This window comes from Sphingopyxis sp. MG (genome assembly GCF_002953155.1).
GTDB classification, from domain to species: Bacteria; Pseudomonadota; Alphaproteobacteria; order Sphingomonadales; family Sphingomonadaceae; genus Sphingopyxis; species Sphingopyxis granuli.
This window is the reverse complement of sequence record NZ_CP026381.1, coordinates 1,412,582-1,426,034: the sequence shown is the minus strand read 5'-3', so window position 1 is coordinate 1,426,034 and position 13,453 is coordinate 1,412,582. Positions and strand designations below refer to the sequence as shown.

Here is a 13,453-nt window from a genome sequence, read left to right as displayed (position 1 = left end):
GTCCTGCTGCCGGGCATCGTCAAGCCACCCTGTTCATGTGTGGTCTCCACGCCCTTGCATCGGTCCGACCGGGCTGCCAAAAGACGCCCTTCGTCGATTTTCGAGAAGGAATTTCCATGCCCCGCACCTCTCTGGTCGCGCTTTCGGTCACGGCGCTGCTCGCCGTTGCCGGGTGCAGCGCTCCCGACAAGGCGGCCTCTTCCGCCCTGCCCGACGTGCAGTTTCCCGAACTGTCGCTCCAGACGCTTCAGGACGCGACGAAGGAATTGTCGTCGGACGCCTATGAAGGGCGCGCGCCGGGCACCGCGGGCGAGGAGAAGACGCTCGCCTATCTGATCAGGCAGTTCGAGGCGGCGGGCCTTCAGCCGGGCAACGACGGCAAGTGGACGCAGGACGTGCCGCTGGTCGAGATCACCGCGAAGAATGCGACGCCGCTGACCTTCACCGGCGGAAAGATGCCGGTAACGCTGCAATATGCGAAGGATTATGTCGCGTTCAGCTATCGCGTCCAGCCGAAGACCGAGGTCAAGGACAGCGACGTCGTCTTCGTCGGCTATGGCATCAACGCCCCCGAAAAGGGGTGGAACGACTATGCCGGGCTCGACGTCAAGGGGAAGACGGTCATCATCCTCGTCAACGATCCTGATTGGCAGACGAAGGAAGCGAAGGGCGAGTTCAACGGCCGCGCGATGACCTATTACGGCCGCTGGACCTATAAATATGAGGAAGCGGCGCGGCAGGGCGCGGCCGCGGCGCTGATCGTCCACGACACCGAACCCGCCGCCTATGGCTGGAACGTCGTCGAGTCGAGCAACACCGGCACGCAATATCTGGCCGACAGCCAGAATGGCGGCGCCGACCAGACCGCCGCCAACGGCTGGATCCAACTCGGCAAGGCGAAGGAATTGTTCGCGAGCGCCGGGCAGGATTTCGACAAGCTGCGCGAAGCCGCGGGCAAGAAGGGCTTCAAGGCGGTTCCGCTGACCGGGGTCAAGGCCTCGCTAGGCTTCGACAACGCCATCACCAAGAAATTGTCGCACAATGTGGTCGGCATCCTGCCGGGCGCCAAGCGGCCCGACGAATATGTGCTCTATACCGCGCATTGGGATCATCTCGGCCGCTGCACGCCGGTGAACGGCGACGGCATCTGCAACGGCGCGGTCGACAATGCGACCGGTACCGCGGCACTGATCACGCTCGCGCAGGCCTATCAGAAGGCCGGGGCACCCGACCGCAGCGTCGTCTTCGTCGCCGTCACGGCCGAGGAATCGGGGCTGCTCGGATCCGAATATTATGCCGCCAATCCGATCTTCCCCCTCGCCCAGACGGTCGGCGGGGTGAACATGGATGCGCTGAATCCCAGCGGCCCCGCCAAGGACATCGTCGTCGTCGGGCGCGGCAAGTCGGAACTCGATACCTATCTCGAAAAGATCGCCAAGGCGGCGAACGTCACGATCGTCGACGAACCGACGCCGGAAAAGGGCTTCTATTACCGGTCCGACCATTTCAGCTTCGCCAAGCGCGGCGTGCCTTTCTTCAACTTCGGCGCCGGCCAGGATCTGGTCGAAGGCGGCACCGACGCCGGCAAGAAGGCGTCGGAGGATTATGAGAAGAACCGCTATCACGCCCCCGCCGACGAATATGCGGCGATCAAGAACTGGGACGGCATGCTCGCCGATCTCAAGCTCTTCTATGCCGCCGGCCGCATGCTCGCATCGACCGACGCCTGGCCGAACTGGGTGAAGGGCGACGAGTTCCGCGCCGCGCGCGACAAGTCGCGCCCGACGAAGTAGGCCGGAGTCCGCTCCTCGTCATGGCGAGGGGCGACGCGGCACGGTAATCTCCGGCTGCCGTCCCGAAAGGGGCGCCGGCTGGAGATTGCTTTGCCCTGCTCGCCATGGCGGAGCAGGAAACAAGGATCGAGAGCAGACATGACGTTGCGCATGGCCGCCGAATGGGCGCCGCACGAAGCGGTGTGGATCGGCTTCCCGCACCTCGACGCGGAGTGGGCGGGCCGGATTGACGCCGCGCGCCGCGACGTCGCGGCGTTCGCCAATGCGGTCCACGACGGCGGCAAGGGCGAAGAGGTGCGGCTCGTCGTCAACGACGAGCGCCAGGCCGAGGTCGCGGCGGCGCTCGTCGATCCGGCGGCACGCATCATCGTCCAGCCGCTCGGCGACATCTGGCTGCGCGATACCGGGCCGATCGTCGCCGGAACCGGCGCGGCGCGACGGGCGCGAAACTTCGAATTCAACTGGTGGGGCGAGAAATTCGTCATGCCCGGCGATCAGGAGGTCGGCGCCGCGCTCGCGCATGCAGGCGGACTGCCGGTCGACGATCAGGACTGGGTGCTCGAAGGCGGCGGCATCGACGTCGACGGCACCGGCCTATGCGTCACGACCGAGGAATGCCTGCTCAACACGAACCGCAACCCGACGCTGACGCGCGAGGATATCGCGGTGCGGCTCCGCCAGTCGCTCGGCATCGAGCGACTGCTGTGGCTGGGCAATGGACTGATCGGCGACCATACCGACGGGCATGTCGACAATCTGGCGCGCTTCGTCGGCGAGGGGCGGCTGGCGATTCCCGTGGCGACAGACGATCATGACCCCAACGCCTCCGTCTATGCCGACGCGCGCGCGCGCGCCGCGGCGTTCGGCGGGATCGAGATTGTCGATCTACCCTCGCCCGGCCGCATCGAAATCGACGGCGACCTTGCGGCGGCGAGCTATATGAATTTCTATATCGGCAACAGCGTGGTGGTCGTCCCGACCTATGACGCCGCGAATGATCGCGCGGCGGTCGATACGATCGGCGCGCTGTTCCCCGATCGCCGCACGGTCGGGATCGATGCGCGCGGAATCATCGTCGGCGGTGGCAGCTTCCATTGCTCGAGCCAGCAGCTTCCGTCCTAGCATCGGGCGCAAAGCCCCCTATATTCCGGCTCGTTTCGAGCCCATCACGGATCCGCCATGCCCCGCACCCTCACCGTCGCCGCGCTGCAGCTTCCCCTGCCCGGCCCCATCGAACCCAATATCGCGGCCGTGTCGGCACTGGTCGAAGAGGCCGCGGCGCAAGGCGCGCAGGTCATCCTGCCGCCCGAACTGTTCGAAGGCCCCTATTTCTGCCAGGTCGAGGAAGAGGAATTGTTCGCCGGCGCGCGGCCAACCACCGAGCACCCGAGCGTCGTCGCGATGCAGGCGCTCGCCGCCCGACTGGGCGTCGCCATCCCGACCAGCTTCTTCGAGAAGGACGGGCCGCATTACTACAACACGCTCGCGATGATCGGTCCCGACGGCGCCATCATGGGAACGTACCGCAAGAGCCACATTCCCGACGGCCCCGGTTATGAAGAGAAATATTATTTCCGCCCCGGCAACACGGGGTTCAAGGTCTGGGACCTGTTCGGTACGCGGATCGGCGTCGGTGTCTGCTGGGACCAATGGTATCCCGAATGCGCGCGCGCGATGGCGCTGATGGGCGCCGAACTGCTTTTCTATCCGACCGCGATCGGATCGGAGCCCTATGACCCCGATCTCGATACGAGCCAGATGTGGCGCCGCGCGATGCAGGGGCACGCGGTTTCGAACTGCATGCCGGTAATCGCCGCCAACCGCATCGGCACCGAGGGCGAATCCGATTTCTATGGCCACAGCTTCATCAGTGACGAGTGGGGCAATTTGTCCAAGGCGTTCGGAGCGGTGGAAACGGGCGTGCTGATCGAGACGATCGACCTCGACCGCGCCGCTAAGCATCGGGCGGGAATGGGTTTCTTCCGCGATCGCCGCCCGCAGCTCTATGGCCGGCTGGTCGAGGACGTCTGACCCTCGCTCCATTGCGTCCGCGACGGACCGATGGTACCTTTAAATCATGAATTCTTGCGATGCCTGCGTCGTCCGCAACCGGTCGATATGCGCTGCGCTCGACTCCGTCGAGGTCGAGGCGCTTAATGCGATCGGCCGTCGCCGCACGCTGGAGCCGGGAGAGTCGTTGATCTGGGAGGACAGCGAGTCCGTCCTCGTCGCCAATGTCGTCGAAGGCGTGCTCAAATTGTCCACCGGTACCGAGGACGGGCGCGAGCAGATCGTCGGCGTCGTCTATCCTTCGGACTTCATCGGCCGGCCGTTCGGCGCCACGACGCCGCATTCGGTGACGGCAATGACCGAAGCGAAGGTCTGCGTCTTTTCGCGCACCGATTTCGACGGCTTCGCGAGCCGCCACCCCGCGCTCGAACACAAGCTGCTCCAGCGCACGCTGACCGAGCTCGACCGGACGCGACGCTGGATGCTGCTGCTCGGGCGCAAGAATGCCGAGGAACGGGTCGCGACCTTCCTGCTCGACATGTCGGAACGGCTCGTCGATCCGGGCTGCGACACGCCCGACCAGCCGCTCGACCGCTTCGACCTGCCCTTCTCGCGCCAGCAGGTCGGCGATATATTGGGGCTGACGATCGAGACCGTCAGCCGTCAGTTCACCAAGCTGAAGCGCGACGGAATCGTCGACCTGCCATCGCGCCGCGCGGTCGTCATTCGCGACCGCGCGGAGCTGAAGGCGCTTGCCGGCTGATCAGAAGCGCAGCGCGACCCCGGCACTGATCACCCACGGGTCGAGCTGGTGGCGCGTTTCCAGCACCTTCGTGGTGCCGGCGAACCAACGCGCATTGGTGTCGATGAAATAGCGCTTGGCATCGAGGCTGACCGCAAGCCCGCTGTTATTCACCGGAATATCGACACCCGCCTGCAGAGCGAAGCCGAGTTCGTTCGACATGTCGAAGCGCGTCGCGCCGAGCGTGCGCGTCGCGGCGCCGGGCTTTTCCTTGAAGAACAGGAAATAGGCCGGCCCCGCCCCGACATAGGGCGACACGCCGCCGGGATTGAAATGATATTTGACCGTGACGGTAGCGGGCACCAGCTTTGCGTTGGACACCAGTTCGGCGCCGGGAAGACCCGCGGTTCCGTCGACGTCATGCTGCGTCATGCAGCAGATGGTTTCGACCGACACGGCGGGCGAGACGAAATATTCGATGGCCAGCGTCGGGACGACATTATCGTTCGCGCTGGTCTGCGTGCCCGCCGGGAGGCCGATCAGGTCGGTGCGCACCTTGTCGATCTTGCCGTCGGGCAGCACGCCCGTCGCCAGCAGCTTGACCTGCAACCGGCCCTGCCCTTCCTGGGCATGGACGGGCTGGACGGCCGCGGCGAAGGCAGCGGTTGCCAGCAGGAGGGGAAGCTTACGCATTGATAGTCTCCGTGCGCCATAGCGGCCGCCCTTCGCGGCCCAGGGTGATTATGGCGCGGCGGCCTGCTGCGCCGCTTCACGACCCGCTACATTGATCCTGCGCAAAAAGGGTTCCGCCCCGCCGAAGCGGCGCGAAATATTGGTCGTTCCCGGCTTGATAATTGATCCGGATCAATGTTTCACCGACAGGCGGGGCGCAGGGCGGCCCCGTTCAGTAGGGGTAAGATTCATGGACAAAGTCGTAGCGCGCGGCGGCATCTGGATCGCCGTGATGCTGGTGGCCCTGGTGGCCGCGGCCACCGCGAAGGACGCCGGCTTCTCGATCCACATGACGATCGTCGCCTTCACGGCGCTGGTCATCATGGCGATCGGCGTCTCCAAGGCGGATTACAGCACGATCGCGCGCGGCGTCCTGCGGATGCCGTCGGGCGAGACAACCTATGACGACGATCCGGTGCGCTGGGGCGTGCTCGCGACCGTCTTCTGGGGAATCGTCGGTTTCCTGGTCGGCCTCTACATCGCCCTGCAGCTCGCCTTTCCGGCGCTGAACCTCGGCCTCGAATACACGACCTTCGGGCGGCTGCGGCCGCTGCATACCTCTGCGGTCGTCTTCGCCTTCGGCGGCAACGCATTGATCGCGACGAGCTTCTACGTCGTGCAGCGCACCTGCCGTGCACGGCTGGCCTTCCCCGGGATCGCCCGCTTCGTCTTCTGGGGCTATCAAATGTTCCTGGTGCTCGCGGCGAGCGGCTATGTCCTCGGCATCACGCAGTCGCGCGAATATGCCGAGCCCGAATGGTATGTCGACCTGTGGCTGACGATCGTCTGGGTCCTCTATGGCGCGGTGTTCGTCGGCACGCTGCTGAAGCGCAAGGAGCCGCATATCTATGTGGCGAACTGGTTCTACCTGTCGTTCATCATCACCATCGCGATGCTGCACATCCTCAACAATCTGGCGGTGCCGGTGTCGTGGACGGGATCGCTGTCCTATTCGGCCTTCTCCGGCGTGCAGGATGCGCTGGTCCAGTGGTGGTACGGGCACAATGCGGTCGCCTTCTTCCTGACCGTGCCCTTCCTCGCGATGATGTATTATTTCGTGCCCAAGCAGGCGCAGCGGCCGATCTACAGCTATCGGCTGTCGATCCTGCACTTCTGGTCGCTGATCTTCCTCTACATCTGGGCGGGCCCGCACCACCTGCACTATACCGCGCTGCCCGACTGGGCGCAGACGCTGGGCATGGTCTTCTCCGTCATCCTGTGGATGCCGAGCTGGGGCGGTATGATCAACGGGCTGATGACGCTAAACGGCGCGTGGGACAAGGTGCGCACCGACCCGATCATCCGCATGATGGTCGTCGCCCTCGCCTTCTATGGCATGGCGACGTTCGAGGGCCCGATGCTGAGCGTCAAGGTCGTCAACTCGCTGTCGCACTATACCGACTGGACGATCGGCCATGTCCACGCCGGCGCGCTCGGCTGGAACGGGATGATCACCTTCGCCGCAGTCTACTACCTCGTTCCGCGGCTGTGGAACCGTGAGCGGCTCTATAGCCTGCGCATGGTCAACTGGCACTTCTGGCTCGCGACGCTGGGGATCGTCTTCTATGCCTCGGCCATGTGGGTCGCCGGCGTGACCCAGGGGCTGATGTGGCGCGAATATGGCGCCGACGGCTATCTGGTGAACAGCTTCGTCGACACGGTCGCCGCGCTGCACCCGATGTACCTGCTCCGCGCGTTCGGCGGCGTGCTCTACCTCGCGGGCGGCGTGCTGATGGTCGTCAACGTCTGGCGCACGATCCAGGGTCGCCAGCGCGAGGAGGCCCCGATGTCCTCCGCTCCCTATGACGCGGCCGCCGATCGCCCGATCGCGCCCGCCCCGGCCGAATAAGGATAGTCGCCATGGCCAGTGTCACCCAACATCACAAGAAGCTGGAACGCAACGTCACCCTGCTCGGCGTCTTCGCCTTCATCGCGGTGGCGATCGGCGGCATCGTCGAGATCGCACCGCTGTTCTGGATCGACAACACGATCGAGAAGGTGAAGGGGATGCGTCCCTATACGCCGCTCGAACAGGCGGGGCGCGACATCTATGTCCGCGAGGGCTGCTATACCTGTCACAGCCAGATGATCCGTCCGTTCCGCGACGAGGTCGAGCGCTATGGCCACTACAGCCTCGCCGCGGAAAGCATGTACGACCACCCGTTCCAGTGGGGGTCGAAGCGCACCGGGCCCGACCTTGCGCGCGTCGGCGGCCGCTATTCGGACGAATGGCATGTCCAGCACCTCAAGGACCCGCGGTCTGTCGTGCCCGAAAGCATCATGCCACCCTACGCCTTCCTCGCCGAGAAGGAACTGAAGGTCGGCGATCCCGCCGCGCGGCTGGAAGCGCTGCGCAAGGTCGGCGTGCCCTATACGAAGGCCGACATCGAGCAGGCGGAGGCCGACCTGCGCGCGCAGGCCGACCCTGATGCCGACGCCGGCGACCTCGCGAAGCGCTATCCCAAGGCGCAGATTCGCGATTTCGACGGCAATCCCGGCCGCGTCACCGAGATGGATGCGCTGGTCGCCTATCTCCAGATGCTCGGCACGCTGGTCGACGTGAACAGCGCGGCGGCGCAGGAAGAGCTGGCGTCGGAGAAGGGCCGATGAACGATCATTCGACCTATGAAACGCTGCGCCATCTCGCCGACAGCTGGGGGCTGCTCGCGATGCTGGTCGTGTTCGTGATCCTGTGCGCATGGCCGTTCCGGCCCGGCGCCCGGTCGCGCAATCAGGAAGCCGCCGAGGCGATTTTCAAGGACGACAACGATGGCGAATGACAAGCTCGCAGCCGGTAGCCGCCTGGACGAAGCGACGGGCACGCAGACCGTCGGCCACGAATGGGACGGCATCGAGGAACTCGACACGCCGATGCCGCGCTGGTGGCTCTGGGCCTTTTACGCCACGATCGTCTGGGGTATCGCCTATGTGATCGCCTATCCCGCCTGGCCGATGATCGATCGCGCGACCGAGGGCGTGCTCGGCTGGTCGAGCCGCGGACAACTCGCGACCGAGATCGCGGAACAGGACAAGGCGCGCGCCGCGACCGTCGCGGCGCTCGCCGACATGCCGATCGAGAAGCTGCCCGACAATCCGGCGCTGATGCGCGCCGCCGTTGCGGGCGGGCGCGCCGCCTTCAAGGTCAATTGCGTCCAGTGCCACGGTGCCGGCGCGGCGGGTTCGATCGGTTATCCGAACCTCAACGACGACGACTGGCTTTGGGGCGGCAATCTGAAGGAGATCGAATATACGATCATCCATGGCACGCGCCAGCCGGGCGGCAAGGATACGCACACCAGCCTGATGCCTGCCTTCGGCCGCGACCAGATGCTGACCGACGGACAGATTTCGGCGGTCGCCGACCATGTGCTGAGCCTGTCGGGCCGGGCAAAACCGAATGCGACCGGCGCGCAGATCTTCGCCGACAATTGCGCGGCATGCCACGGCGCCGACGGCAAGGGCGATCGCCAGTTCGGCGCGCCCAACCTCGCCGACGCCATCTGGCTCTATGGCGGATCGAAGGCGCAGGTCGTGCAACAGATCAGCAACGCGCGGCTCGGCGTGATGCCCGCGTGGGGCGGGCGGCTCGATCCGGTGACGATCAAGATGCTGGCGGCCTATGTCCATTCGCTGGGAGGCGGCGAAGCCTTTGCGGCCACCGCTGCGGCGCCCGGTGAAATAGCCGCGGCGCAGGCCGGCGCGGCGCCGCAAGAGGCGGGCGATGTCCGGCCCTGACCCCCTGTCCGTACTCGCGGCGGACGCCGCGGCGCTGCGTGCATCGTCCCGCAAGCAACGCACGCCGCCGCCCCCGCCCGAGAACGAGCCGCAGCTCTACGAAAAGCGCCGGGGCGTCTACCCGCAGAAGGTGCAGGGCCCGTTCCGCCGCTTCAAATGGCTGGTGATGTTCGTCACCTTGGGCATCTATTACATCACGCCGTGGATCCGCTGGGACCGCGGTCCCTATGCGCCCGACCAAGCGGTGCTCGTCGATCTCGCGCATCGCCGCTTCTACATGTTCGGGATCGAGATATGGCCGCACGAATTCTATTTCGTCGCGGGCATGCTGATCATGGCCGGCATCGGCCTGTTCCTCGTCACCAGCGCCGTCGGGCGCGCCTGGTGCGGTTATAGCTGCCCGCAGACCGTCTGGACCGACCTGTTCCAGCACGTCGACCGCCTGATCGACGGCGACCGCAACGCGCAGATCCGGCTCGCCAACGGGCCGTGGACCGCCGAGAAGATCGCGAAGCGCGCGGTCAAATGGACGATCTATCTGGTCATCAGCTTCTGGACCGGCGGCGCGTGGATCATGTATTTCGCCGATGCGCCGACGCTGACGCGCGATTTCTGGGCCGGCGACGCCGCGCCCGTCGCCTATGCGACCGTCGCCATCCTGACCGCGACGACCTTCACCCTCGGCGGTTTCATGCGCGAGCAGGTGTGCATATACATGTGCCCGTGGCCGCGCATCCAGACCGCGATGCTCGACGAGAAATCGCTGATCGTCACCTACAAGGACTGGCGCGGCGAGCCGCGCGGCAGCGTCAAGAAGGCGGCGAAGGACCCGGGAGCGTTCGGCGACTGCATCGATTGCAACCAGTGCGTCGCGGTCTGTCCAACCGGAATCGACATTCGCGAGGGGCCGCAGATCGGCTGCATCACCTGCGCGCTGTGCATCGACGCGTGCGACCGGGTGATGGGCGAGATCGGGCGGCCGCGCGGACTGATCGACTATGCGACGCTCGACGACTGCAAGCGCGAAGCCGCGGGCGAAACGCCGCGTCCGGCGTGGAAGACGCTGCTGCGCCCGCGCACGATCGTCTATTTCCTCGCCTGGGGTGGGATCGGCCTCGGGCTGCTGTTCCTGCTCGGCGCGCGGACGCGCACCGACATTTCGGTCGCGCCCGACCGCAACCCGCCCTTCATGCTGCTCAGCGACGGCAGCGTCCGCAACGCCTACACGATCAAGCTGCGCAACATGGAAAGCCGTCCGCGCGACATGGCGATCACGATCGACGGCGTCCGGGGCGCCATGATGTGGACCGACGAGATGGACCGGGCCGACGCGGCACGGTCGCTGACCCTGACCGTCCCCGCCGACGCGACCCAGCCGCTGCGCCTCTATGTCGTCGCGCCGCGCGACACGCCGGCGCAGGCGATCACCTTCGCCGTCCGTTCGCTCGACGAGCGCGGCGAGCGGGACAGCAGCGAAACGCGCTTCGAAGCGCCGGAGGTCAATCCATGAACCGCCCCTTCACCGGCCGCCACATGGCGCTCGTCCTCGTCGGTTTCTTCGGCACGATCATCGCGGTCAACGTCGTCATGGCGCGCTATGCCGCGTCGACCTTCGGCGGCATCGTGGTCGAGAACAGCTATGTCGCGAGCCAGCATTTCAACAAGTGGCTCGACGATGCGGAGGCGGAACGCGCGCTCGGCTGGGACGCGGTGACCGCATGGCGCCCCGACGGCCGGCTGCTCGTGACGCTGAAAGGGCCGGGTGAGGAGGCCAGCGTGGCCGGCGTCGCGCGCCATCCGCTCGGCCGCCTGCCCGACCGGGCGCTCCGCTTCGAGGCGATCGGCGAGGGCCGCTATCTGTCGCACGAAGCCGTGCCGGAGGGCCGGTGGACGCTGCGCCTCGCGGTCGCCGACGGCGCACAGCGCTGGCGCCGCGAAGAAGCACTGCAATGAGCGCACAGCCGCGCCCCGACGTCGCGCCGCTGCGCACCGTGCTCGCGGTGCCGGGGATGCATTGCGCCGGTTGTATGAGCAAGGTCGAGCGCGGGCTGAGCACCCTGCCCGGCGTTTCGGGCGCACGCGTCAACCTGTCGGCGCGCACGGTGACCGTCGCGCACGGCGACCGCGTCGAGGAACGCGATCTGGTCGATGCACTTGCAGTGCTGGGGTTCGAGGCGCAGCCGCGCCGTGACGAACTTGCACCCAATCTGTCGGCGGTGAAGCCGCTGCTCGCCCCGTTCGCGGTCGCGGGTTTCGCCGCGATGAACGTCATGCTGCTGTCGGTCAGCATCTGGTCGGGCGCCGACGGCGCGACGCGATCGCTGTTCCACTGGATTTCGGCGGCGATCGCGATCCCCGCGGTCGCCTACGCCGGACGCCCCTTCTTCGCCTCGGCATGGCGCGTGCTGCGGCACGGGCGCACCAACATGGACGTGCCGATCTCGATCGGCGTCCTGATCGCTACCGGCCTCAGCTTCTACGAGACCGCCGTCGGCGGCGAGCATGCGTGGTTCGACGGCGTGCTGATGCTACTGACCTTCCTGCTCGCGGGGCGGGTGCTCGACGCGATGATGCGCGACAAGGCGCGCGCCGGTGTCGATGCGCTGATCCGCCAGGCGGCGCAGGGCGCGACGGTGGTCGCCGCCGACGGCACGCTGGCATGGCGCAAGGCCGACGAGCTCGCCGCCGGCATGGTGATGCGCGTCGCGGCGGGCGAACGGCTCGCCGCCGACGGAGAGATCGTCGCGGGTCAGAGCCGCTTCGACCAGTCGCTGCTGACCGGCGAAAGTGCGCCGATCGCGCTGCATCGCGGCGATGCCGCGCTCGCGGGCACGCTCAACCTCGACGCGCCGGTCGACGTGCGCGTCAGCCATGCCGGGCAGGACACGACGCTCGCCGAGATCGCGCGGCTGATGGAAGCCTCGACGCAGAGCCGGTCGCGCTACGTCCGCATCGCCGACCGGGCATCGCGCCTCTATGCGCCCGCGGTCCACACGCTCGCCGCCGTCTCGGTGATCGGCTGGCTGATCGGGGGGGCGAGCCTGTACGAGGCGCTGGTCATCGGCGTCGCGGTGCTGATCATCACCTGTCCCTGCGCGCTCGGCCTTGCGGTGCCGGTGGCGCAGGTCGTGGCGAGCGGCGCGCTGATGCGGGCGGGGCTGATGGTCAAGGACGGCTCGGCGCTCGAACGGCTTGCGACCATCGACCGCGCGCTGCTCGACAAGACGGGAACGCTGACGCTGGGGCGCCTGACGCCCGATCCGGCCGCGCTCGACGCGCTGCCGCCGACCGAGGCCGGAATCGCGCTCGCGCTGGCGTCGCACAGCCGCCACCCGCTGTCGCGCGCGCTGGCCGGTGCGCTTGCGGCCCGCGGCGTCCGCGCCGCTAGCCTGTGGGGCGTCGAGGAGCGACCCGGCGAAGGCGTGTTCGCGCATCATGACGATGGCGCGGTGGCCTTGCGCCGCCCCGAACAGGCGACCGGCACCGCCGTGGTGCTCGACATAGACGGCGCCCCCGCCCGGCTGATCGTCTGCAGCGACCGGCTGCGTCCCGATGCGGCGGAAGCACTCGCCGGACTGCGCGCGCTCGGCGTCGAATGCTCGATCCTGTCGGGCGACAACATCGCCGCGGTCGCCGAGGTGGCGCGCGAAACCGGGCTGACGGCGCAGGCGAGCGCGACGCCCGCCGACAAGCAGGCGGCGATCGCCCGGCTGCGCGCCTCCGGACACCATGTGCTGATGGTCGGCGACGGGCTCAACGACGGCCCGGCGCTCGCCGCCGCCGACGCCTCGATCGCGCCGGGCACGGCCAGCGATGTCGGATTGCAGGCGTCCGACCTCGTCTTCGTGCAGGATTCTTTGATCGCCCTGCCCCGCGCCGTGCGCGCATCGCGCGCGACGATGCGCATCGTGCGGCAGAATTTCGCGCTGGCGATCCTCTACAACATCTTCGCGGTGCCGCTCGCCATCGCGGGGCTGGTGACGCCGCTGATCGCCGCGCTGGCGATGTCGATCAGTTCGCTGATCGTCGTCGGCAATTCGCTGCGTCTGGCGAGGATCGCGCGATGACCGGCCTTGCGATCCTGATTCCTGCCGCGCTCGCGCTCGGCCTTCTCGGCCTCGGCGCCTTCTTCTGGGCGCTTCGGAACGGCCAGTTCGACGATCCCGACGGCTCTGCGGCGCGCATCCTGATCGACGAGGAAGACATATGACGCCCAGCCCGCTGCTCTTCGCGCTGTCGGCGCTGATCCCGGCGATGACCGGGCCGTTACCGGGCACGTCGCAGCGAATGCTGGCGGTCATGCTTTGCGGCGGCGGCGCGACGTCGGTTCCGCTCGGCGGCCAGGCGCCTTCGGGCGACACGCCCGCGCCCTGCTGCGCGAAGGGGTGCCACAACAGCCGTTCGCGCAAGCAAATTGACCGGGCGCAATGACAGCCCGCCC

14 protein-coding genes are annotated in these 13,453 nt (G+C 67.1%); 13 read left to right on the top strand and 1 reads right to left on the bottom strand.

The window, feature by feature from the left end:
* Positions 1-116 precede the first annotated feature (116 nt).
* From C3E99_RS06555 to C3E99_RS06540, 4 genes are all read left to right on the top strand, one after another.
* On the top strand, positions 117-1,793 hold the full coding sequence (locus tag C3E99_RS06555) for a M28 family metallopeptidase (protein WP_104959568.1): 1,677 nt from the start codon (positions 117-119) through the stop codon (positions 1,791-1,793).
* A gap of 138 nt (positions 1,794-1,931) precedes the next feature.
* Positions 1,932-2,915, top strand: a complete 984-nt coding sequence (locus C3E99_RS06550; protein WP_104959567.1) for an agmatine deiminase family protein — start codon at positions 1,932-1,934, stop codon at positions 2,913-2,915.
* A gap of 57 nt (positions 2,916-2,972) precedes the next feature.
* Positions 2,973-3,824 carry an N-carbamoylputrescine amidase gene (gene aguB / locus C3E99_RS06545; protein ID WP_076075646.1) on the top strand — a complete coding sequence of 284 codons (852 nt, stop codon included), beginning with the start codon at positions 2,973-2,975 and terminating at the stop codon, positions 3,822-3,824.
* A 46-nt stretch (positions 3,825-3,870) separates the two neighbouring features.
* Positions 3,871-4,566 carry a Crp/Fnr family transcriptional regulator gene (locus tag C3E99_RS06540; RefSeq protein ID WP_067107764.1) on the top strand — a complete coding sequence of 232 codons (696 nt, stop codon included), beginning with the start codon at positions 3,871-3,873 and terminating at the stop codon, positions 4,564-4,566.
* Here the strand turns inward: C3E99_RS06540 and C3E99_RS06535 are convergent, their stop codons facing one another.
* Complete coding sequence (locus C3E99_RS06535) at positions 4,567-5,238, bottom strand: OmpW/AlkL family protein (protein WP_076075652.1); 672 nt, start codon at positions 5,236-5,238, stop codon at positions 4,567-4,569. It lies immediately after the preceding gene.
* 229 nt (positions 5,239-5,467) lie between these two features.
* Here C3E99_RS06535 and ccoN point away from each other — a divergent pair, with 229 nt between their 5' ends.
* The 9 genes from ccoN to C3E99_RS06490 are packed head-to-tail and all read left to right on the top strand — an operon-like array spanning position 5,468 to position 13,443.
* On the top strand, positions 5,468-7,126 hold the full coding sequence (gene ccoN, locus C3E99_RS06530) for a cytochrome-c oxidase, cbb3-type subunit I (protein ID WP_067107770.1): 1,659 nt from the start codon (positions 5,468-5,470) through the stop codon (positions 7,124-7,126).
* Between the two features lie 11 nt (positions 7,127-7,137).
* Positions 7,138-7,887: a cytochrome-c oxidase, cbb3-type subunit II gene (ccoO, locus tag C3E99_RS06525; RefSeq protein ID WP_067107773.1), complete on the top strand. Its 750-nt coding sequence runs from the start codon at positions 7,138-7,140 to the stop codon at positions 7,885-7,887.
* A complete protein-coding gene (locus C3E99_RS06520) occupies positions 7,884-8,057 on the top strand; it encodes a cbb3-type cytochrome c oxidase subunit 3 (RefSeq protein WP_067184021.1) in 174 nt (57 codons plus the stop codon). Before ccoO ends, C3E99_RS06520 begins: the two co-directional genes overlap by 4 nt.
* On the top strand, positions 8,047-9,012 hold the full coding sequence (ccoP, locus tag C3E99_RS06515) for a cytochrome-c oxidase, cbb3-type subunit III (RefSeq protein ID WP_076075654.1): 966 nt from the start codon (positions 8,047-8,049) through the stop codon (positions 9,010-9,012). Before C3E99_RS06520 ends, ccoP begins: the two co-directional genes overlap by 11 nt.
* Entirely contained in the window at positions 8,999-10,522 is a 1,524-nt protein-coding gene (gene ccoG, locus C3E99_RS06510) for a cytochrome c oxidase accessory protein CcoG (RefSeq protein WP_083675093.1), read from the top strand. Before ccoP ends, ccoG begins: the two co-directional genes overlap by 14 nt.
* A complete protein-coding gene (locus C3E99_RS06505; protein WP_067184025.1) occupies positions 10,519-10,965 on the top strand; it encodes a FixH family protein in 447 nt (148 codons plus the stop codon). The genes ccoG and C3E99_RS06505 overlap by 4 nt, the downstream gene beginning before the upstream one ends.
* Positions 10,962-13,079, top strand: a complete 2,118-nt coding sequence (locus tag C3E99_RS06500) for a heavy metal translocating P-type ATPase (RefSeq protein ID WP_104959566.1) — start codon at positions 10,962-10,964, stop codon at positions 13,077-13,079. The genes C3E99_RS06505 and C3E99_RS06500 overlap by 4 nt, the downstream gene beginning before the upstream one ends.
* Positions 13,076-13,222 (top strand): cbb3-type cytochrome oxidase assembly protein CcoS, encoded by a 147-nt coding sequence (ccoS, locus tag C3E99_RS06495; RefSeq protein WP_067107787.1) that lies wholly within the window; start codon positions 13,076-13,078, stop codon positions 13,220-13,222. The genes C3E99_RS06500 and ccoS overlap by 4 nt, the downstream gene beginning before the upstream one ends.
* Positions 13,219-13,443: a hypothetical protein gene (locus tag C3E99_RS06490; RefSeq protein WP_067107790.1), complete on the top strand. Its 225-nt coding sequence runs from the start codon at positions 13,219-13,221 to the stop codon at positions 13,441-13,443. Before ccoS ends, C3E99_RS06490 begins: the two co-directional genes overlap by 4 nt.
* Positions 13,444-13,453: the final 10 nt, after the last annotated feature.